The sequence below is a fragment of the Citrobacter sp. NCU1 genome (genome assembly GCF_010231475.1).
In the GTDB taxonomy this organism is placed as follows: Bacteria; Pseudomonadota; Gammaproteobacteria; order Enterobacterales; family Enterobacteriaceae; genus Citrobacter_D.
On sequence record NZ_NRDO01000021.1, the window covers coordinates 1 to 21357 of the forward strand.

Annotated in this window: 20 protein-coding genes and 2 pseudogenes; 11 read left to right on the forward strand and 11 right to left on the reverse strand. The window is 51.3% G+C overall.

Features of this window, described 5'->3' with window-relative positions; all coding sequences use genetic code 11:
• Positions 1 to 306: 306 nt before the first annotated feature.
• From CJP72_RS08175 to CJP72_RS08185, 3 genes are all read right to left on the reverse strand, one after another.
• Positions 307 to 597, reverse strand: a complete 291-nt coding sequence (locus CJP72_RS08175; protein ID WP_162380378.1) for a hypothetical protein — start codon at positions 595 to 597, stop codon at positions 307 to 309.
• A gap of 71 nt (positions 598 to 668) precedes the next feature.
• On the reverse strand, positions 669 to 1028 hold the full coding sequence (locus tag CJP72_RS08180) for a hypothetical protein (RefSeq protein ID WP_162380379.1): 360 nt from the start codon (positions 1026 to 1028) through the stop codon (positions 669 to 671).
• A 129-nt stretch (positions 1029 to 1157) separates the two neighbouring features.
• On the reverse strand, positions 1158 to 2192 hold the full coding sequence (locus tag CJP72_RS08185) for a hypothetical protein (protein WP_162380380.1): 1035 nt from the start codon (positions 2190 to 2192) through the stop codon (positions 1158 to 1160).
• A 197-nt stretch (positions 2193 to 2389) separates the two neighbouring features.
• On the opposite strand from CJP72_RS08185, the gene CJP72_RS08190 reads away from it, so the two are divergent.
• The 3 genes from CJP72_RS08190 (at position 2390) to CJP72_RS08205 (ending at position 5496) form a co-directional block, all read left to right on the forward strand.
• Entirely contained in the window at positions 2390 to 3889 is a 1500-nt protein-coding gene (locus CJP72_RS08190; RefSeq protein WP_162380381.1) for a carboxypeptidase M32, read from the forward strand.
• Positions 3890 to 4072: 183 nt separating this feature from the next.
• Positions 4073 to 4402 (forward strand): acid resistance repetitive basic protein Asr, encoded by a 330-nt coding sequence (gene asr, locus CJP72_RS08195; RefSeq protein WP_162380382.1) that lies wholly within the window; start codon positions 4073 to 4075, stop codon positions 4400 to 4402.
• A 272-nt stretch (positions 4403 to 4674) separates the two neighbouring features.
• Positions 4675 to 5496, forward strand: a complete 822-nt coding sequence (locus CJP72_RS08205; protein ID WP_162380383.1) for a trypsin-like serine peptidase — start codon at positions 4675 to 4677, stop codon at positions 5494 to 5496.
• On the opposite strand, the gene CJP72_RS08210 is transcribed toward CJP72_RS08205, so the two are convergent.
• The 4 genes from CJP72_RS08210 to CJP72_RS26280 form a co-directional block, all read right to left on the reverse strand.
• Positions 5487 to 7649 (reverse strand): bifunctional diguanylate cyclase/phosphodiesterase, encoded by a 2163-nt coding sequence (locus tag CJP72_RS08210; protein ID WP_162380384.1) that lies wholly within the window; start codon positions 7647 to 7649, stop codon positions 5487 to 5489. The two genes, CJP72_RS08205 and CJP72_RS08210, sit on opposite strands and share 10 nt — an antisense overlap.
• Positions 7650 to 7744: 95 nt before the next feature.
• Positions 7745 to 8074 carry a multidrug/spermidine efflux SMR transporter subunit MdtI gene (mdtI, locus tag CJP72_RS08215; protein ID WP_162380385.1) on the reverse strand — a complete coding sequence of 110 codons (330 nt, stop codon included), beginning with the start codon at positions 8072 to 8074 and terminating at the stop codon, positions 7745 to 7747.
• Complete coding sequence (gene mdtJ / locus CJP72_RS08220) at positions 8061 to 8426, reverse strand: multidrug/spermidine efflux SMR transporter subunit MdtJ (protein ID WP_162380486.1); 366 nt, start codon at positions 8424 to 8426, stop codon at positions 8061 to 8063. Before mdtJ ends, mdtI begins: the two co-directional genes overlap by 14 nt.
• 106 nt (positions 8427 to 8532) lie before the next feature.
• Entirely contained in the window at positions 8533 to 8703 is a 171-nt protein-coding gene (locus CJP72_RS26280; RefSeq protein WP_442870747.1) for a protein YdgV, read from the reverse strand.
• A 136-nt stretch (positions 8704 to 8839) separates the two neighbouring features.
• Between CJP72_RS26280 and CJP72_RS08225 the strand changes: the two genes are divergently transcribed.
• Positions 8840 to 9874: an AI-2E family transporter gene (locus tag CJP72_RS08225; RefSeq protein WP_162380386.1), complete on the forward strand. Its 1035-nt coding sequence runs from the start codon at positions 8840 to 8842 to the stop codon at positions 9872 to 9874.
• Positions 9875 to 9930: 56 nt separating this feature from the next.
• On the opposite strand, the gene pntB is transcribed toward CJP72_RS08225, so the two are convergent.
• Both pntB and pntA read right to left on the reverse strand, forming a co-directional pair.
• Positions 9931 to 11319, reverse strand: coding sequence for a Re/Si-specific NAD(P)(+) transhydrogenase subunit beta (pntB, locus tag CJP72_RS08230; RefSeq protein ID WP_162380387.1), 1389 nt, complete (start codon positions 11317 to 11319; stop codon positions 9931 to 9933).
• Between the two features lie 10 nt (positions 11320 to 11329).
• The gene (gene pntA / locus CJP72_RS08235) at positions 11330 to 12859 is read right to left on the reverse strand and encodes a Re/Si-specific NAD(P)(+) transhydrogenase subunit alpha (RefSeq protein ID WP_162380388.1); all 1530 of its coding nucleotides are present in this window, start codon (positions 12857 to 12859) and stop codon (positions 11330 to 11332) included.
• Between the two features lie 525 nt (positions 12860 to 13384).
• On the opposite strand from pntA, the gene ydgH reads away from it, so the two are divergent.
• The 3 genes from ydgH (at position 13385) to folM (ending at position 16659) form a co-directional block, all read left to right on the forward strand.
• Positions 13385 to 14329, forward strand: coding sequence for a DUF1471 family protein YdgH (gene ydgH, locus CJP72_RS08240; RefSeq protein WP_162380389.1), 945 nt, complete (start codon positions 13385 to 13387; stop codon positions 14327 to 14329).
• A 187-nt stretch (positions 14330 to 14516) separates the two neighbouring features.
• Complete coding sequence (locus tag CJP72_RS08245) at positions 14517 to 15899, forward strand: amino acid permease (protein ID WP_162380390.1); 1383 nt, start codon at positions 14517 to 14519, stop codon at positions 15897 to 15899.
• Positions 15900 to 15936: 37 nt separating this feature from the next.
• Positions 15937 to 16659 carry a dihydromonapterin reductase gene (folM, locus tag CJP72_RS08250; RefSeq protein WP_162380391.1) on the forward strand — a complete coding sequence of 241 codons (723 nt, stop codon included), beginning with the start codon at positions 15937 to 15939 and terminating at the stop codon, positions 16657 to 16659.
• On the opposite strand, the gene CJP72_RS08255 is transcribed toward folM, so the two are convergent.
• The gene (locus CJP72_RS08255) at positions 16656 to 16991 is read right to left on the reverse strand and encodes a GlpM family protein (RefSeq protein ID WP_162380392.1); all 336 of its coding nucleotides are present in this window, start codon (positions 16989 to 16991) and stop codon (positions 16656 to 16658) included. The two genes, folM and CJP72_RS08255, sit on opposite strands and share 4 nt — an antisense overlap.
• 126 nt (positions 16992 to 17117) lie before the next feature.
• Between CJP72_RS08255 and rstA the strand changes: the two genes are divergently transcribed.
• Positions 17118 to 17852, forward strand: a complete 735-nt coding sequence (gene rstA, locus CJP72_RS08260) for a two-component system response regulator RstA (protein WP_193568652.1) — start codon at positions 17118 to 17120, stop codon at positions 17850 to 17852.
• A gap of 12 nt (positions 17853 to 17864) precedes the next feature.
• Positions 17865 to 18119, forward strand: a pseudogene (locus CJP72_RS08265) (SOS response-associated peptidase family protein); the annotation flags it as partial.
• A gap of 61 nt (positions 18120 to 18180) precedes the next feature.
• On the opposite strand, the gene CJP72_RS08270 reads toward CJP72_RS08265, so the two are convergent.
• On the reverse strand, positions 18181 to 19566 hold the full coding sequence (locus CJP72_RS08270; RefSeq protein ID WP_162380394.1) for an FAD-binding oxidoreductase: 1386 nt from the start codon (positions 19564 to 19566) through the stop codon (positions 18181 to 18183).
• Positions 19567 to 19745: 179 nt separating this feature from the next.
• Between CJP72_RS08270 and CJP72_RS08275 the strand changes: the two are divergent.
• Both CJP72_RS08275 and rstB read left to right on the forward strand, forming a co-directional pair.
• A pseudogene (locus CJP72_RS08275) lies at positions 19746 to 20009 on the forward strand (hypothetical protein); the annotation flags it as partial.
• A complete protein-coding gene (gene rstB, locus CJP72_RS08280) occupies positions 20006 to 21313 on the forward strand; it encodes a two-component system sensor histidine kinase RstB (RefSeq protein WP_162380395.1) in 1308 nt (435 codons plus the stop codon). The pseudogene CJP72_RS08275 and the gene rstB, both read left to right, overlap by 4 nt.
• Positions 21314 to 21357: the final 44 nt, after the last annotated feature.

The window sequence follows — 21357 nt, forward strand, 5'->3', positions numbered from 1 at the left end:
ATTCTGTTAAGAGTTTTCGAAGTGACTTTAATATCTATACAGTGTTGGTTAACAGTACTGGTCACAGTGTTCAAGAAAATCATGTTATGTCGTAGACAACATGGTTTGATGTGACCATAAAACTTAACAGTTACTGTTAAAAGTTCTGTTAACCCTTTCTTCTCGCTCTGTACGTAGCTCGATTGCTTACGCATCAGATGTACACTGTTAAGTTATCTTTTAAGTATACTGTAAAGACCCCGTATCGGTGAATAGCTGGTACGGGGTCTTGTCGTTTCACAAAAGATTGAAATTAGACCTAGTTGGTTAACTATTTTCTTTGCAGAGTTCGTAAATGTAAGTTTGCAAATGCGATTGAGCATCATCACTCATACTCGGTAGTTGGTCTCCCATCGCAATTGCCATATTCACCGACCAGTCTGAACAATTACCATCAGCCTGTCCTACGTTACTTATAATGGCTTGCTTAACCTGCGCCAGGTCGTCAGCAGAAAAGTTAAAATCCTGCGCTACCTTGCGTCCTGCACTTCGAGAATCAGCATGAACTGTAGTTGTAGTGAATAATGCCAGCAGCGCACAAACCAGTACTCTTTTCATTTTTATTATCCTTAATATTTTAGTTTTAAACATATTATGAAGTACATCAAATACAATATACATAATCACAATCAGTGTGCAACCTGGTGTGCTCGCTCGTAGTATTTCAGATACATTTTCCACATCGCTACCATGAACATTGCTTTTGGGTCACCCATACCATCTTCAGCATTAGGAGCATATTCTGCAATTATCTCCGCAGCCTCTCTTTGTTGTTTCTTATTTTCATTTAAACCATCTTCCGTACCCAGCAAACACACCATTTGCATGTTTGCCGCTATCGGCTGCGAATCAAGTACCTTTAAAGTATCACTGTATACAGAATCACAAGCATTGAAGAGATAATGATATTTCTGGTCTTGTGACTTAAGCCCCTCTGCATTAGCTGTTACGGATATCATGAGCAGGACGACGACATTAAAACATTTCATATGTTTCTCCTTTTTAGAATGTAAGTGCAAAGCCATTTCCGTAATCGGTATCTGTGTACAAAACCGGAGTGAGGGCTTTTCCATTTAAGCTTTCTTCAGTTCGATAGTTCTTCTATCGTGTCCCCTTTTTTAACATGCCTTGTTTATCGCCAACAGCATTTGTTTAAGCGGTTGCCTTGTCTTGTAGACACGGTCAGATGTGGTGGTGTGTGCATGACCCAAGATGTGATACCGAACGGAATCTGGTACGTCACAGTCACGTAAACGGTCAGACAGACTGTACCTGAAATCATGAGAACTGTGCTTTACCCCAATTTGCGCAAAAGCAAACACAATACGACTACCAGCAGCATTATTTTTAGACCATCCCAATGCGGGTTTAGCCTCCCATATTCCCATTCTCAAAAGTTCATCGCTTATCGGTATGTCTCTGATAGAGGAATCATTTTTAACTTGCTTACCGTCTTCAGCATTGACGCTGATGCACTTGATACCCTCAATCTCACGGTAATCACATGGGCGTAACTGTATCGCCTCCCCGATTCTCATCCCTGTATTCCAGAGAATAGCAAGAAGCCATTTCAGACCAGTGTAGTTTTGAACATACTCGGTCTTCATCACCTGGTTATATTGTGACACTGTAACCTCTGTCTTATGATTCACAGTTGCAATCTTCGTGTAAGTCATTCCCTTCACTGGATTTACCGTCAAATAATCCCTCTTGCTAACACAGAAATTGAACAGAGCTTGCAGTTTGATGAGTGCATCCTGTCTGCTTCGCGGTGCCTGATAATGTTTCTCAAGAAAACCTTTGAACTCCGATATGTGTTGTTTGCTGACTTCTTCAATATTTCGTACAGACCTCTTCTCAGCCCAATCAATAAACAGGTTTACACTGCGTCTGTTCAGCTTTTCTGTACGTAGTTTCCAGTCTGAACGATTATCCATACACCACTCTTCCAGAACTTCAGATAGAGAATGAGCAGGCTTTTCCTCTGGTTCAGTAACGACTGGTGTTTGAAGCACCTCGCTCACCTCTTCCCTCTGCCCTAACGCGATGAGAAGTGCCTCATCCGTTAATCTGTCACGATATCTTTTGAGTGTGCCTCTCAGTGTTTCGAAGGACAGACAAAACTCTTTGCACTTCACATACTGGATAGTCATCTTCTTCGCCCTCAGTTTTGCAATCTCTGGTTGTCGAGTCCTGAGACTGACCGATAGCGTTCTGTTGTTCAGTTTCTTTCTCCACAGGTAACCATCCTTAGCAGAATGGGTAAGATGGGTGCATGAAAAGTGAATGAAATGGTCATGAATCACGGTAAACTCTCCAGAACACATCCAACCGAACGAGAACAAGAAGAATGAGTAAAAGTGTTAACTATCAACAACTCACCCGCACCTTTTTGCGTTTATCCCGTTTTTCCCATCTCTCTGCCATCGCCAGTTGGGATATGTTTGCCATGATGCCTCCCGGAGGAAGCCACGCCAGAGGCGAAGCGCTGGCGGAACTGAGCGTTCTGGAGCATCAAATCATCACCGACCCTTCCGTGGCGCAGTGGATTGCCGCTGCCGGGCAGGAAGATCTCGACGAGATTGAACGCGCCAACCTTCGTGAGATGACACGCCTGCATCATCAGGCGTCATTGCTGCCTGAGTCGCTGGTTGAGGCCAAATCACTGGCGGGAAGTCGCTGTGAACATGCCTGGCGCAGCCAGCGTCCGGCAAATGACTGGCAAGGGTTTTCACAAAATCTCAAAGAGGTGGTGAAATACAGTCGTCAGGAGGCACAGTTACGTGCGCAAGCCAAAGGCTGTACTCCCTACGATGCGCTACTGGATGTCTTTGAACCGGATATGACCAGCGCGCAACTAGACGTGCTGTTTGCCGATGTGAAAAGCTGGCTTCCCGACCTGCTGAATAAGGCGGTCGCCAAACAATCTGAGCGCCAGCTTGTTGCGCCTGTGGGACCTTTCCCAACGTCGGTTCAGCGTGAACTGGGGCTGGAAACCATGGCGTTGCTGGGTTTCGATTTCAACGGCGGACGTCTGGATATCAGCGCCCATCCTTTCTGCGGCGGCGTACCGGAAGATGTGCGGATCACCACGCGTTACGATGAAAACGAACTTCTCAGCGCGCTGTTTGGCGTCATCCACGAGACCGGGCATGCGCGCTATGAACAAAATCTGCCGCGTAACTGGCCAGGACAGCCCATCGCGCTCGCGCGATCTACCGCTATCCATGAGTCCCAGAGTCTGTTTTTTGAAATGCAGCTGGCTCGAAGTGAGGGATTCCTGAAACACCTGCTCCCGGCGGTTAAACGTCACTTTGGCGATCAAGGCGCCTTTGATGAGGCGAACTTTATGGCCTGGAATCAGCAAGTGAAGCCTGGATTCATCCGTGTCGATGCCGATGAAGTCAGCTACCCCGCACATGTGATCTTACGCTATGAAATTGAGCGGGCGCTGATCAACGGTGACATCGACGTTGACGACATACCGGCGCTGTGGAATGAGAAAATGCAAGCCTGGTTGGGACTGTCAACTGACGGTAATTACCGTGACGGCTGCATGCAGGATATTCACTGGACCGATGGCGGATTTGGCTACTTCCCGTCCTATACGCTGGGCGCGATGTACGCCGCACAGCTGTTCAGTGCCGCAAGCCGGGCGTTACCAGATCTGAACGCGCACATCGCTAAGGGAGACTTCACCGCCCTTTTCGATTGGTTGCGGCAAAACATCTGGCAGCACGGGAGCCGATTCACCACCGCGCAGCTCATTACCCAGGCAACCGGAGAACCCCTCAGTAGCCGGTACTTCCGCGAACACCTTGAATCGCGTTATTTGTCATTACCCCGCTAAAAAACATGGCCCGATAGCGCAGGCATATCGGGCTTTTCCCCTTCGAAACAGACTCTTGCCACCTTGTACATATCGTTACACGCCGATACCAATGACTCACGGAAGCGCTGAATTTACAGCGATATAGTTATTTCAACGGCCCCGCAGTGGGGTTGAATGAAAAACCAAATCGAGGGTATTAAAATGAAAAAAGTATTAGCTCTGGTTGTTGCCGCTGCTATGGGTCTGTCTTCTGCTGCATTTGCTGGCGAAACCGCAACATCCACTACCGCACCAACGGTCACCAAATCGGCTTCCGCGACCACCACTCACCACAAAAAACATCACAAAGCCGCGCCCCAGAAAGCGCCTGAACAGAAAGCGCAGGCCGCAAAAAAGCACACCCAAAAGTCTGCAACCAAACCGGCAGTAGAACAAAAGGCGCCTGAGCAAAAAGCGCAGGCTGCCAAAAAACAGACCAAAAAACCGGTAAAACACGAAGCGGCTAAACCTGCCGCTCAGCCTGCCGCGTAAGACTCCCCCAGGTTCAATGGCACTCCCCCGTGCCATGACACACGGCGCTAAATTGTTCTGATTTAGCGCCGTCCTTTTGGAGGGTGATATGGTGCCTCATTACCGTTTTGAGTTCATTCTTATCGCACTTATTTTATGTGCGCTTATTGCCACGCACTTTTATCTTTCCTGATGTAGTTATCTGATTTTACTCCCACTTTTTTGCCGTCCCGTCTATAGTATTTACTGAGGGTTCATTTTTAATAATCATAATTACCCACACAGAGTGTGATATGCACAAAACCATTGCTGTATTACTGGCTTCAGTTTGTCTTTCTCCTGTCGTGACTCATGCGGATGAGGTTGATACGACTGCCACGGATACCAGTGAAGTCAAAACACTATTTTTTGGTCAGGATGATCGCGTACAGGTCGCTGACCCAACCCAACCGCCCTGGGATGCGATTGGGCAACTGGAGACCGCCAGCGGTAACCTCTGCACCGCAACGCTCATCTCACCGCATCTGGCGCTGACGGCGGGACACTGTTTGCTGATCCCACCGAAAGGTAAGCCGGATAAAGCCGTTGCCTTACGTTTTGTGTCGAAGAAGGGACTCTGGCGCTACGAAATTCACGGGATTGAAGGACGGGTCGATCCCTCACTGGGTAAGCGTCTGAAACCCGACGGCGATGGCTGGATTGTTCCCCCGTCGGCGGCATCCTGGGACTTCGGCCTGGTGGTGTTACGCTACCCACCCTCCGGCATTACCCCACTCCCCTTATTTGAAGGCGATAAAGCGGCGTTAACCGCTGCGCTGAAGACCACCGAGCGTAAAGTGACGCAGTCGGGTTATCCGGAAGATCATATTAATGCACTGTATACGCACCAGGATTGTCTGGTCACCGGTTGGGCGCAAACATCGGTCCTCTCTCACCAGTGCGACACGCTGCCAGGCGACAGCGGATCGCCATTGATGCTGAAGACCGAGGCGGGTTGGCAGCTAATTGGCGTGCAAAGCTCCGCCCCGGCGGCCAAAGATCGCTGGCGAGCGGATAACCGAGCGCTCTCTGTCACGGGGTTTCGCGATAAACTGGAAGCGTTGGCTCAGCAATGACGCTGCTGGCGCAACTGTAACAGCGATTTGATCGGCATCGGCTGGCTAAAGTAGAAGCCCTGAAGCTGATCACATCCGGCAAGACGCAACAGTTTCATCTGTTTTTCTGTCTCCACGCCTTCCGCAATGACTGCCATACCAAGTGCGCTGGCAATACGGATGGTGCCGCTCACCAGCGCTGACGCCTGGTCGTCATCATCCACCAGACCTGCCAGCGATTTATCAATCTTAATGGTGTCGAAGTTAAACCGGCGTAAATAACCGATGCTCGAATATCCGGTACCGAAATCATCCAGCGCCACCGCCGTACCCAGCGATTTTAAATTCGCGATGGCGGCACGCGCCCTTTCCGGACTCTCCAGCACATACGTTTCGGTGACTTCCAGCTGTAAACGCCCCGCAGGAAAACCGGTTTCCTGCAAGACGCCCGCCACTTTGTTCTCAAAATCCGGGTCGCGGAACTGAGCGGGAGAAATATTCACCGACAGTTTAAGATCGCCAATTGGCTGCAGATCAAAACAGGCGCGGCGCAAGACAAACTGGCCGAGCCGATAGATAAGCCCACTGGTTTCAGCAATGCGGATAAACTCATCCGGCTTTAATTCACCCGCAGGTCGACGATGCCAACGAGCCAGCGCCTCCACGCCAATCATTTTTTGGCTTCGGGCATCAACAATAGGCTGATACCAGACATCAAACTCGTCTCTTTCCAGACCGAGACGGATGTCATTTTCAATGACAATCTCGCGTTCCCGAGCGCTGTTTAATGCGGAATCGTAATGCGTAATTCGCCCCTTGCCGGTACTTTTGGAGTGATACATCGCGATATCCGCCCGCCGGAACAACTCTGAACTGGTACTCTCTACCAACGACCCACTCGCAATACCAATGCTGGCGCCAATGTGGATGGTTCTTTCCCCGAGGCTAATGGGCGTATTGAGATAATCAAGAACACTGCCAGCAAATGCCGCTGCTCGTTCTTCCGCTCGCTCGCCACCGACCATCATTGCAAACTCATCTCCTCCCATGCGCGCCAGCATCCCTTCCGAAGGGATTTTATCTCTCAGCGTTTGGGCAATGGTGACAATCAATTGATCGCCAACGTGATGACCATAAATATCATTAACGTCTTTAAACCCATCGAGGTCGATAAAGACCACGCTTTTCGTTCCTGGCTCACCGCTTAACCGGGAGTGCTCCAGCTTTTCAATTAACGCGCGACGGTTAGGTAAATGGCTTAACCAGTCAATGCGTGCGATGCGTCTTGCTTGCTGTTCACCTTTTGCCAGTTTGTAGAGTCCAACGCTGCTCAACAGAATAAAGAGCAGAATTAACGCCGCCGCGAGTATGACGATATGCGTAATGTCGCTTGAAGCCGCCTGCGCCGCCTGTACGCCGGGTAGGCGCGCCTGCCAGCTAAGATAACCGAGCACCTCTCCGGCCGAACTTTTCAGCGGTACGCTGGGACCCGCCGAGGGTTCATCAGTATAGGAAAGGTTTTCTATCTGAAAGGTTTTACCCAGTCCGCTCAGGATCTCTGCATTGAGATGGCGGGTAATGACAAGGTAACGGCGTTCGCTTCCCTGAACGGGAAATCCTTCCGTCATCGGGCGAATTAATCCAATACCAACAAAAGCAACGCCTTCCCGGGTACGGGTGATTCCGGCGTAAATATTTTTTTCGGCGGCGAGAGAGTACGCATGTTGGTCGATCAAGAACTGCATACCCCGGCCCAAAAAACGGAGGTTATCTTCCGTATATGGCTTACCGTGGAATGCGCCCCATAAAACGTGAAAGTGCTCATCGAGGATAAACGTGCCGTCATACAGGTTATTGATCTTAAGACCTGAACCCCAGGTTTTATGTAACCACGCGGTGTCTAACGTGGGTCGATAAGCCTCTTTGACCGCCTCGTCCCAAACGGCGTTGTCCAGCACCAGTGACCATACGCGGTTCACCGAGGTTTGCACCGCCCCTTGTACCGACAGCGCCGTGCGGCGGTCGTCAATTTCGTTGGTTTTGCTGCTGATGAGGTGAAGTGAGAGATAAAGCAGTGCCACGACCGAGATGATCAGACCTATCCCGGCCATAAAAATCATGACAAATAGCGTTTTCGCTGTAGGAATATTACGCCAGTGCAACCAATTTGCCATTCGGATCCCTCGCCCGTCGCCTGACTAATTGTATTATTTATAGCGTACTACAGCCGGAAAATTTCGCTGCCTGATTCTTTCAGGCAGCGATCACATCAGGCAAGTTTTATCATAACCATCCCGGCCAACAGGAGTACCAGACCCATCCAGCCTTTATTGTTCAGACGTTGGCCAAAAAGCACCCAACCCGCCGCCAGCGTAGCGGCAATACCGAACCCGCCCCACAGCGCGTACGCCACGGAAAGGTCAATTCCCTTCACCGCCTGCGACAGCGCGCTAAACGCGGCCAGGACGGCGGCGAGAGACAACATACCGTAAAATTTACGCCGAAAACCGTCAGAGAATTTCAGAAAGACGTTGGCGATAATTTCCAGCACGATGGCCGCCGCCAGCCAGGCGGCATGAACCCATTCAAACTGTTGCATGCGCCACCCCTTTCACCGTTTTCGCGGGCTTTCGCGTACCGGATTTAATCAGCACAATACCCAGTACCAGAGTCGCCAGTCCAGCAATTTTCATCGCTGACAACGCTTCATCAAATAACAACACACTAAACAGCGTAATAAATAAAATACCGATCCCTTCCCACAAGGCATAGGCTACGCCAAGCGCTATTTTTTTAACGGCAAACGACAGAAAAATATACGAGAGCGAAATCATCACCAGCATCAAAATAAACCCGGTGTTGCCATCGCTAACACTCGCCCATTTCATCGAAAGCGTTCCGGTAATTTCGGTCGCAATTGCCAGCGCTAATAAAATCCAGTAAAACATGATGCTTCTCCTGCTTGAGAATAAAGTCCTGCGGATTTGCTGCATGCAGCAAACCAAAATAGAATCAGATAGCTCAGCGCGTCGCGCCAGCTCAGGCAGAAGAATGGGACTAAAGCGCGTTGCGCCAGAGCTGCTCACCAGCAAGCAGGAAAGTAGAGGAAGTACGAAGGTGTGTCGATGTAGAAAAAAACGTCCTGAACATATTGTCCATAATATTACAATTATCCGCAGTGTTGCTTCTCGTCATCGCGGATGATAATTGTCCTCGGTAGTTAAACACACCGGATTTGTACCACAGCCATAGATTTAACTCAAAACCTTTTCACTTCTTTACCTCAATTGTTCAATTTTTGGTAGCGCAGTTCGACACAAATCACATTATTATAAACACCAGAAAGCAGAATTCAGGAATTACCATGGCAAAACCAATTATCACGCTTAATGGTCTAAAAATAGTGATTATGCTGGGAATGTTAGTCATCATTCTCGTGGGAATTCGTGTTGCGGCGGATATCATTGTCCCTTTTATTTTGGCGCTATTTATTGCGGTTATTTTAAATCCAGTGGTACAACGGATGGTCAAATTTCGTATCCCCCGCGTGCTGGCGGTGTCATTGCTGATCGTCATCATCGTGCTGGCGATGGTGCTGCTGCTGGCGTATTTAGGAACCTCATTAAATGAACTCGCACGAACGCTGCCACAGTACCGCTCATCGCTGATTATCCCCCTGAAAAATATTGAACCGTGGCTACAACGTGCAGGGATTGGCGTTTCTGTGGATGAACTGGCGAAATTTATCGACCCTAACGCGGCCATGACGCTGGTCACTAACCTGTTGACCCAACTGTCTAACGCCATGTCGTCTATCTTTTTACTCTTGTTAACCGTCGTCTTTATGCTACTGGAAGTACCACAATTGCCTGGCAAGCTAAAACAGATGATGGCCAACCCCACAGAGGGAATGGCAGCCATCCAGCGTGCCATTGATAGCGTTTCGCATTATCTGGTGCTGAAGACCGCCATTAGCATTGTCACGGGTCTGGTCGCCTGGGGAATGTTAGCGGCGTTGGATGTACGTTTCGCCTTCGTGTGGGGGTTGCTGGCATTCGCGCTGAACTATATTCCTAATATTGGTTCCGTGCTGGCGGCGATCCCACCTATCGCCCAGGTACTGGTGTTCAGCGGATTTTACGACGCACTTGCCGTGCTGGCGGGATACCTCGCCATCAATCTGGTGTTCGGTAATATTCTCGAACCCCGCATCATGGGACGTGGATTAGGACTTTCGACGCTGGTGGTTTTTCTCTCATTGATTTTCTGGGGATGGCTACTGGGCCCCGTTGGTATGCTGCTCTCGGTGCCGCTCACCATCATCGTTAAAATCGCGCTTGAGCAAACCACCGGCGGTCAGAGCATCGCGGTTTTACTGAGTGACCTCAACAAAGCCTGATATAAAAAACGGCCTCCGCAGAGGCCGTTCACAGCATTTCCAGATATCAGCTATCTTTAAAGCGCTTTCAGAATGGCATCTACGCTGGCTTTTGCATCGCCAAACAGCATATGCGTATTCTCTTTAAAGAACAGCGGGTTTTGCACGCCTGCGTAGCCGGTATTCATAGAGCGTTTGAAGACGATAACGTTCTGCGCTTTCCACACTTCCAGTACAGGCATACCGGCAATCGGGCTACGCGGATCGTCGAGCGCCGCCGGGTTAACGGTGTCGTTCGCGCCAATTACCAACACGGTGTCGGTGTCGCTGAAATCGTCGTTGATCTCATCCATTTCCAGCACGATGTCGTACGGTACTTTCGCCTCTGCCAGCAGTACGTTCATGTGACCTGGCAGACGCCCTGCCACCGGGTGGATACCGAAACGCACTTTGATACCGCGTGCGCGCAGTTTCTCGGTGATTTCCGCCACCGGATACTGCGCCTGCGCCACCGCCATGCCGTAGCCTGGGGTGATGATCACCGAGTGGGAGTTTTTCAGCATGTCAGCGGTGTCTTCCGCATTGATTTCGCGGTGTTCACCCACTTCTTCATCCGCCCCCGTTGAAGAACCATCAGTACCGAAGCCACCGGCAATCACGCTGATAAAAGAGCGGTTCATCGCCTTACACATGATGTATGACAGAATCGCACCCGAAGAACCGACCAGCGCGCCGGTTACAATCAGCAGATCGTTACTCAACATAAAGCCCGCCGCCGCCGCCGCCCATCCTGAGTAGGAGTTCAGCATGGATACCACCACCGGCATGTCCGCACCACCAATCGACGCCACTAAGTGCCAACCAAACGCGAGCGCGATAATGGTCATCACCAACAAGGCGAGAACCTGCAGGCCGACGCTTTCGGTACGGACAAAAAGCACCATCAGCAGGAAGGAAATGACCAGCGCCGCCAGGTTCATTTTGTGGCGGTTCGGTAACATCAGCGGTTTGGAAGAGATCTTCCCACGCAATTTGCCAAACGCAACAACAGAACCGGTGAAGGTGACCGCACCAATGAAGATACCGAGGAACACTTCCGTCAGGTGAATGTTCACCAGAATCGGCTCCAGACCGGCTTCGTGGTACAGGTAGCTGTTAAAGCCAACCAGCACGGCAGCCAGACCGACGAAGCTATGCAGGATCGCCACCAGCTCCGGCATTTCGGTCATTTCAACTTTCTTCGCCAGACGAATACCAATCGCGCCGCCGATGATCATGGCGACCAGAATCCAGGCCACATTGCCGGTATCCGGGCCAAAAATCGTGGCAATCAGCGCAATCGCCATCCCGGCGATACCAAAGTTATTACCCTGCTGGGAGGTTTCATGCTTCGAGAGCCCCGCCAGACTGAAAATAAACAGGATCGCGGCAACAATGTATGCAGCTGTAACTAATCCTCCAGACATGTGTTACCCCTTAGTTTTTCCGGAACATTTTCAGCATGCGCTGAGTCACGGTGAAGCCACCGAAAATATTAATACTGGCGATAAGCACCGCAATAAAGCTCAGGAAGCTCACCCAGCCGCCCTGGCCGATTTGCAACAATGCGCCCACCACAATAATCCCCGAGATGGCGTTAGTGACCGACATCAATGGGGTATGCAGCGCGTGCGAAACGTTCCATACCACGTAGTATCCCACCACGCAGGAAAGCGCGAACACCGTAAAGTGACCGAGGAACTCTTTCGGCGCCACATCCGCCAGCCAGCCGAAGAGGATGATTGCCAGGGCCATAAAGGCGAATTTACGCCACGGCGAAGCCGGTTTCGCGGGCTCTTTCGGCGCCGCTGCCGCTTTTGCCGCAGCCTGTGGTTGAGCAGACACCTGAATCGGCGGTGCCGGCCAGGTGATTTCGCCGTCACGTACGACGGTGACGCCACGAATCACCACATCGTCGAAATCAACGGTGACATTACCGTCTTTTTCTTTGCACAACAGTTTGAGCAGATTGACAAGGTTAGTGCCATACAACTGGGAAGACTGCGTTGGCAGACGCCCCGGTAGATCGGTATAACCAATCACTTTCACGCCATTTTCGGTGGTCGTTATCTGGTTCGCAACGGTGTATTCACAGTTGCCGCCATTCTGTGCAGCCAGGTCAACAATCACACTGCCCGACTTCATGGAGTCGACCATTTCGCGGGTGATCAGTTTTGGCGCGGGTTTGCCTGGAATAAGCGCCGTGGTGACGATAATGTCGACCTCTTTGGCCTGCGCCGCAAAGAGTGCCATTTCCGCTTTGATAAACGCCTCAGACATGACTTTGGCATAGCCATCGCCGCTGCCCGCATCCTCTTTAAAATCCAGCTCGAGGAATTCAGCGCCCATACTCTGGACCTGCTCTTTTACTTCCGGACGGGTATCGAAGGCGCGAACGATCGCCCCAAGGCTGTTTGCCGCGCCAATCGCCGCAAGACCCGCGACGCCAGCACCGATCACCATCACTTTTGCAGGAGGAACCTTGCCCGCAGCGGTAATCTGGCCGGTAAAGAAGCGGCCAAATTCATGCGCGGCTTCAACGATAGCGCGGTAACCGGCGATGTTCGCCATTGAGCTCAGGGCATCCAGTGACTGCGCGCGTGAGATACGCGGCACGGAGTCCATTGCCATGACGGTGACATTACGCTCAGCAAGCTTTTGCATTAATTCCGGGTTTTGTGCAGGCCAGATAAAACTGACCAGCGTCGTCCCGGCGTTCAGCAACGGAATTTCTTCCTCTTCTGGTGCATTGACCTTCAGGATGACCTCTGACTGCCAAACCGCATTTCCATCTACAATTTCAGCGCCTGCTTGCACAAACGCCCTGTCGTCAAAACTTGCCAGTTGACCAGCGCCGCTTTCAATCGCGACGGTAAAACCCAGTTTCAGCAGTTGCTCAACCGTTTTCGGCGTCGCGGCGACACGGGTTTCATTGGTAAACCGCTCTTTTGGTATGCCAATTCGCATAATATTCCCTTCCATCGTTTTTTATGATGATGGTTTGTCAGTGATCGCAAGATGCATACACACACTTGCTGAAGAGGTAAGCGTTACCCCTGCAAAATAAAACAGTAACAAACTCTTTATAACCTACTGAAAATAGTGCCTGTGATCTAGCGCCAAAAAGCAGTATTTATTGTTAAATTCGCAAAAGATGAACGATTCAGCCTGCAGACAGGGATAATGACCTTGAAATAGCGTTCAAAGGCCGATAATCCGCTCAAGCGGAGCGGCAAAACATGATTTAGCGCCAGTCATAAACACACAATTAACATTAAATTAACTTATGCAATTCATCGTTCTCATTAGCTTTAGCGCTTAAAAGCCTGTTTTTTAGACATATCAGGGAATGTGATCGGCTTTGTGATGTCACGTGACACGATGTATGAAAATTGACGCAGACATTGACAGGGATTAAATGCAATAATCAGCCACGTTTCTAGTCAATAACAATACCAGTACCTGGTTTGCGCAAGGCGAAGGATTATTTTTATGAAGCTTAAGAACACTCTCCTGGCGTCCGCACTTCTTTCTGCGACTGCTTTTTCTGTAAATGCAGCGACAGAACTGACGCCGGAGCAAGCGGCAGCATTGAAACCTTATGACCGTGTCGTGGTCACTGGTCGTTTTAATGCGATTAGCGATGCGGTGAATGCTGCATCCCGCCGTGCAGATAAAGAAGGTGCAGCCTCTTTTTATGTTGTTGATACATCTGATTATGGTAGTGGCGGTAACTGGCGCGTCGTGGCCGACCTCTATAAAGCGGATGCTGAAAAAGCGGAAGTCTCCAAAAATCGCGTGATTAACGGCATTGTAGAATTACCAAAAGATCAGGCTGTTGCGCTGGAACCGTATGACACCGTGACGGTGCAAGGTTTCTTCCGGAACCAACCGGAAGTCAATGACGCCATCACCAAAGCAGCAAAACAGAAAGACGCGTACGCCTTCTTTATCGTTCGCCAGATTGACGCCAACCAGGGCGGTAATCAGCGTATCACCGCATTCCTCTACAAAGCGGATGCGAAAAAACGTGTGATTCAGAGCACTGACGTGATTCCGGCTGATTCCGAAGCGGGACGCGCGGCGCTGGCCGAGGGCGGCGAAGCGGCGAAGAAAGTTGAAATCCCAGGTGTTGCAGCAACCGCTGCGCCGAGCGCCGATGTCGGTCGCTTCTTCGAAACGCAATCGACCAAAGGTGGACGTTACACCGTCACTCTGCCGGACGGAACGAAAGTCGAAGAACTGAACAAAGCGACAGCCGCCATGATGGTGCCTTTCGACAGCATCAAATTCACCGGTAACTACGGCAACATGACGGAAGTCTCGTATCAGGTTGCTAAACGTGCCGCGAAAAAAGGTGCCAAGTACTACCACATCACTCGCCAGTGGCAAGAACGTGGTAATAACATGACCATCAGCGCCGATCTGTATAAATAAGGCGCATCAGTAACAAAATAAGGCGGCTTTTTGCCGCCTTTAGTATTTTTAATCATAAATCTGCCCATGATGATTGCATGCGGTCCCTTCTCTCCGTAAAATCCCGCGCCTTGAGTTGCTTTCACTATTTTTATGCATTTTGGCAAAATAATTATTCTCCCACTCTCGTTTTTACAACTGGATAGCGATGGAAAAGAAACTGGGTCTGAGCGCGCTCACCGCGCTGGTACTAAGCTCAATGCTTGGCGCAGGTGTTTTCAGTCTGCCGCAAAACATGGCGGCAGTTGCCAGCCCGGCGGCGTTATTGATTGGTTGGGGTATCACTGGCGCAGGCATTTTACTGCTGGCCTTTGCCATGTTGATCCTGACGCGTATTCGCCCCGACCTTGATGGCGGGATCTTCACCTACGCGCGTGAAGGCTTTGGCGAGTTGATCGGCTTCTGCTCCGCGTGGGGATACTGGCTATGCGCCGTCATCGCCAACGTCTCCTATCTGGTGATTGTCTTTTCGGCCCTCAGCTTTTTCACCGACACGCCTGAGCTGCGTCTTTTTGGCGACGGGAATACCTGGCAGTCTATTATCGGCGCGTCAGTATTGCTGTGGGTGGTTCACTTTCTTGTGCTGCGCGGCGTCCAAACGGCGGCAAGCATTAATTTGGTTGCCACGCTGGCAAAGCTCCTGCCGCTCGGACTGTTTGTCATCCTGGCGTTCATGCTGTTTAAGCTCGACACCTTCCGTCTCGATTTTACCGGTCTGGCATTGGGCGTCCCGGTTTGGGAGCAGGTGAAAAACACCATGCTGATAACGCTCTGGGTGTTTATTGGTGTGGAAGGCGCAGTCGTCGTTTCCGCGCGCGCCAGAAACAAACGCGACGTTGGACGCGCTACGCTGCTGGCCGTGCTCGCCGCGTTAGGCGTGTATTTGCTGGTGACTCTGCTCTCTCTCGGCGTGGTTGCCCGTCCGGAACTGGCGGAGATTCGTAACCCGTCTATGGCCGGACTGATGGTCAAAATGATGGGGCCGTGGGGCGAAATCATCATCGCTGCGGGGCTGATCGTCTCTGTTTGCGGCGCGTACCTGAGCTGGACCATTATGGCAGCGGAAGTCCCCTTCCTCGCCTCGACGCACAAAGCGTTCCCGCGTATTTTCGCGCGTCAGAACGCGCAGGGTGCGCCGTCGGCATCGCTGTGGTTAACCAACCTTTCTGTCCAGGTTTGTCTGGTTCTGATCTGGCTCACTGGCTCTGATTACAACACACTGCTGACCATTGCCTCTGAGATGATTTTGGTGCCTTATTTTCTGGTCGGCGCCTTTTTGTTGAAGATTGCTACGCGCCCCCTTCACCAGGCCGTGGGTGTCGGTGCCTGTATTTATGGTTTATGGTTGTTGTACGCGTCCGGCCCTATGCATCTGTTACTGTCGGTCGTGCTTTATGCCCCGGGACTGCTGGTTTTCCTCTACGCCCGCAAGACACATACGCACGATAATGTGTTAAACCGTCAGGAAATCGTCCTGATTGGCCTGCTGTTAGTGGCTGCAGTTCCAGCAACGTGGATGTTGGTGGGGTAAATATCGCCCCATCGTTTGATACCAAAAGGAGATTACGATGGGTAAGCATCCGTCCTTACCAATTCTTATTACCGGTGGAGGCCGTCGTATCGGTCTCGCCGTAGCATGGCACTTCCTGAATCAGCAACAGCCGGTCATTGTGAGCTACAGGACACGCTATCCTGCGATTTCGCATCTGGAGAAGGCCGGCGCGGTATGCATTCAGGCCGATTTTTCAACCGATGAAAACGTGCTGTCCTTTGCTGAAGAGGTCAAAGCAAAGACTGACGGATTGCGCGCTATTCTGCATAACGCCAGCGCCTGGAGAGCGGAAACACCCGATACGCCGCTCTCCGATGTGTTGTCTTCGATGATGCAGATTCACGTCAATACCCCCTATCTGCTTAACCACGCGCTAGAAAACCTGTTACTGGGTCGCGGTCATGCCGCCAGCGACATTATTCACTTCACCGATTACGTTGTAGAGCGTGGTAGCGACAAGCACATTGCCTATGCGGCCAGTAAAGCAGCGCTGGACAACATGACTCGCTCATTCGCCCGTAAACTGGCCCCGGACGTCAAGGTTAACGCCATTGCCCCTTCGCTCATTTTATTTAATGAAGGCGATGATGCTGAGTACCGCGAGCAGGCGCTGAATAAGTCGCTGATGAAAACCGCGCCTGGTGAAAAAGAGGTCATCGACTTAGTGGATTACCTGCTCACCAGCGACTTTGTGACAGGACGTAGTTTTGCCCTCGATGGCGGGCGTCACTTACGTTAATGCAGCTTGATCCAACAGAGGATCAGCAGCCAGGCGCTTATCCCCCAGCACGCTACCGAGCCGCCAAGGGCGAACGGTAAGCGCATAAAACCTGTGAAATACCACAATGAAACCAAATACACAAAATAGGGAATAATCGACCACATGCTAAACACGATGGTCGTGCGTAATGCCTCTACCCCGCGCTCACTGGCCACAATATAGTGAGCGATGAGCGCAAACGTGGGAAACAGAGGGATTAACCCAGCGATATAATAATTTTTTGTTTTTGCCAGCAAACCGATCAACACCACCACCAGCGCACCCAGCGCGGCTTTTATAACGAGTCCCATTCCTCTGCCTTAACACAGCGATAACATCAGTCTCTAGCATAACGGAAGCGATCTCGTTTAGAAAAGAGTAATAGCAGGGAAAACAGCGGCAGTGTATGTTGTCGTTTTATTTTCATAATGAACGATATGAACACCATCGTATTTGTCGAGGATGAACCCGAAGTGGGTTCGCTGATTGCCGCCTACCTGGCCCGGCATGACATTGAGGTCATTGTTGAGCCTCGTGGCGATCGGGCTGAAGAGGTTATTCTGCGAGCGCAACCCGATCTGGTGTTGTTGGATATAATGCTGCCTGGCAAAGACGGCATGACCATCTGCCGCGACCTGCGTGAGCGTTGGCATGGCCCCATCGTTCTGCTCACCTCGCTGGATAGCGATATGAATCATATTCTGGCGCTGGAAATGGGTGCCTGCGACTACATTCTGAAAACCACCCCGCCTGCTGTGTTGCTGGCTCGCCTGCGTTTACATCTCCGACAGAGCGAACATTCAGCCCAAACGAAAGGCATTCAGGACGCCATCGTCGCACCGCACAAAACGCTACGTTTTGGCACGCTCGCCATCGACCCGATTAACCGTACTGTGGTGTTGTCTGGTGAGCAGGTTTCGCTTTCTACAGCAGACTTTGAGCTTCTGTGGGAGCTGGCAACACATGCCGGGACAATTATGGACCGTGATGCGTTGCTGAAAAACTTGCGCGGCGTAAGCTATGACGGGCTGGATCGCAGTGTCGACGTGGCAATATCCCGCCTGCGGAAAAAATTACAGGATAGCGCCACCGAACCTTACCGAATAAAAACGGTTCGCAACAAAGGCTATTTGTTTGCTCCCCATGCCTGGGAAGATGCGCCACATGATTGATTGAGGACATTCAGTCGTATGTTCAAACTCCTTTGGCAACATGGCCGGGCTATCTGTTTCGCGCACGGAGGGTTTGAATGGAAATAAGAGGGCGACAAAAAACGGCCCTACTTCGTTCACCTCGCTGATGGACAGCCAATATTCATGGCGGCAATCGGCAGCGCCCGTGCCCCCTTCGAACGCGGCGATGAGGCAGACGGTTTACTGATTGTGACGTCAGCGGCTGATGAGGGTTTAATCGATATCCACGTTACTGCGCCTAACGTTTAGCATCCGTAGTATGCGTAGCGTACTGGCGGCATACTGCTGTCAGGCGCAATACCTGGTCTCATACCGGCTTGATGTTCTGATTCATCCGGAAGAGGTTCGTCGGGTCGTACTTATTCTTGAGCTCCACGAGTCGATTGTAAGTCGCACCGTAAGCGAAGGCGATGCGGTCATTCTCCTCCTGGGTGAGGAAGTTGATGTATGCACCGCTGCTGGCAAACGGTTGTGATTTAGCGAAGAATTCGCGCGCCCAGGTAATGCAGTGCTCATCCTCGGTGGCTGACTCCCAGCGACCATGCACATTCATCACGTAGTTGGCATCCCGACTTGAGTAGGCCATTGCTTCGGGCGAGACGCTGGCTGTCTGGCCTCCAATTGTCCCGATGAATATCTCACACTGGGGTGACGGCAACCTGGCGGCGTATTCGATGATGGCATCGATAACCCCCTCACTGAGTTGCGAGAAGTTGTGCGACTTCCAGTAGTTACGCGCCCCTTTTGACAATAGCGGGTCGAATGCCTGCTGCCAGGCGATATAGGGTTGCACTCCGATGTGCTCGCCGAGAACCGTACCAAACCCGCGTAATGGCTCAATAAGCTTCTCACCCTCGTTAGGGTCGCCCACATAACACAGCGCGAGCGCAACCATCTCTTTCCCGTGAACGTCCTCGGGCAGAAAAGGGAGCGGAGGCGCCTTGCGCGTTACCATCCAAACATTGAGCTCTTCCGGCATCGTCTCGGTGAACTGGGCGAACTGCGAGATAACGGGCTTTGCCTGATCAAACGGAAACACGATGAGTCCACTCAATACATTCGGCCCGACGGGATGGAGTTGGAATTCGAAGCAAGTAACAACACCGAAGTTGCCACCCCCACCCCGCACCCCCCAAAAGAGATCCGGATTTTCTGATTCGCTGGCGTGTAATTGGCGGCCATCTGCCGTAACGACCTCCGCGGAGAGCAGATTGTCTATTGTCATACCGTACTTGCGACTCAGCCAGCCGAACCCGCCGCCGAGCGTCAGGCCAGCCACACCTGTCGTCGAGTTAATGCCCAGTGGCGTGGCAAGGCCATGTGCCTGCACCACCTTATCAAAATCGCCAAGGGTGCAGCCAGGTTCAACGTTAGCCCTACGGGTTGCCAGGTCCACTTGCACTTTCTTCATCAGCGAGAGGTCGATCATTAGGCCGTCGTCGCACACGGCATTGCCCGCGATATTGTGTCCACCTCCTCGGATCGAAATGAGGAGATTTTGCGTTCGTCCAAATTCGATGGCCTGGACGACATCTTCAGGCGACGTGCAACGGGCGATCAGCGCGGGTTTACGATCAATCATGGCGTTCCAGATCTGGCGCACCTCGTCGTAACCTGCATCGTCAGGAAGAATCACCTCCCCCAGGAAGTGAGTTTTGAACTCGTCGATATTTAGCTTTAGTAACTCCTTCATGATTGTCTCCTACCATTGAGTATCCCTATTCATTATGGTGGATTTCACAATCCCTGATGGTTTAAAGGGTATTTAATGTGGCGTTTTGGACTGCCCCCACCCCGGTAGACGATCCTGCCTCTAGTTTGAGCATAGGGGGAGCATATGGGTACACCACGATTTACACCTGAATTTAAGGAAGAAACCGTCCGTATCAAACACGTCATACGTTTGCATGTTGGATGTTGTCAGCTGGCGCAAACCCTGCTTTTATAACAACTCAAATGGGACATGAAAACGCACAGAGGGTTTATACCGTTTACTCTGCCTGGATACCTGCTCTGGACGGTGATCAGATTGCGTTCCTCAACAAGCGCATCGATGAATACAACATTGCCCCTATAGTGCCCCTGAAGGTAAAGTCAGTTTATCTAACTAATTGTATTTATGGTGTTATTTCATGAAGAAGCTGTTTATTCAGTTTTATCTGTTGCTGTTTGTCTGCTTTCTGGTCATGACTTTGCTGGTGGGTTTGGTTTATAAATTCACTGCCGAACGCGCGGGTAAGCAGTCGCTCGACGATTTGATGAAAAGCTCGCTGTACCTTATGCGCAGCGAATTGCGTGAGATCCCCCCCAGCGACTGGGGAAAAACCCTAAAAGAAATGGATCTCAATCTCTCGTTTGATCTGCGCGTCGAACCGCTGAATAAATACAAACTGGATAGCGTCACGACACAGCGATTGCGGGAAGGCGACATCGTCGCGCTTGACGATCAATACACGTTTATTCAGCGTATTCCGCGCAGCCACTATGTTCTGGCCGTGGGGCCGGTGCCGTATCTCTATTTTCTGCATCAAATGCGTTTGCTGGATGTCGCGTTGATGGCTTTTATCGCCATCTCCCTCGCCTTTCCTGTCTTTATCTGGATGCGCCCGCACTGGCAAGAGATGTTGAGACTTGAATCCGCAGCGCAGCGCTTCGGCGAGGGACATCTCTCCGAGCGGCTCCATTTTGACAATGGTTCCAGTTTTGAACGTCTGGGGATCGCATTTAATCAAATGGCGGACAACATCAACGCCCTGATTGCCAGCAAGAAACAACTTATCGATGGTATTGCCCACGAACTACGCACCCCGCTTGTTCGTTTGCGCTATCGCCTGGCGATGAGCGACAACCTGAGCGAACAAGAATCACAGGCGCTAAATCGCGATATTGGGCAACTGGAAGCGTTGATTGAGGAATTGCTGACTTACGCTCGCCTCGACAGGCCGCAAAATGAATTAAAACTCACAGTGCCCGACCTGCCGGCATGGCTGACGACTCATCTTGACGATGTGCAAAACGTCAATCCTGAACGTGAAGTACATCTGAGCAACCTGACGTCAGGGGATTACGGCGCGCTGGATATGCGACTGATGGAGCGCGTACTGGATAACCTGCTCAACAATGCCTTGCGCTATTGCCATGCCACCGTGCATGTCAGCCTGCTGTTAGCGGGCAACCATGCCACACTGCTCGTTGAGGATGATGGTCCTGGTATTGCCCCTGATGCGCGTGAACGTATCTTTGAACCGTTTGTACGCCTTGATCCCAGCAGGGATCGCGCCACCGGTGGCTGTGGACTCGGATTAGCGATTGTTCGATCTATCGCGTTGGCGATGGGGGGAACGGTAAGCTGCGGGGAAAGCGCGTTGGGCGGCGCACAGTTCAGTTTCAGCTGGCCGGTGTGGCATAACATCGCCGATTTTCCCCCTGTCAGACCCTAACCGCACAGTGGTCAGGCGCGGAATGTTGTGGTATATAAAAAGTA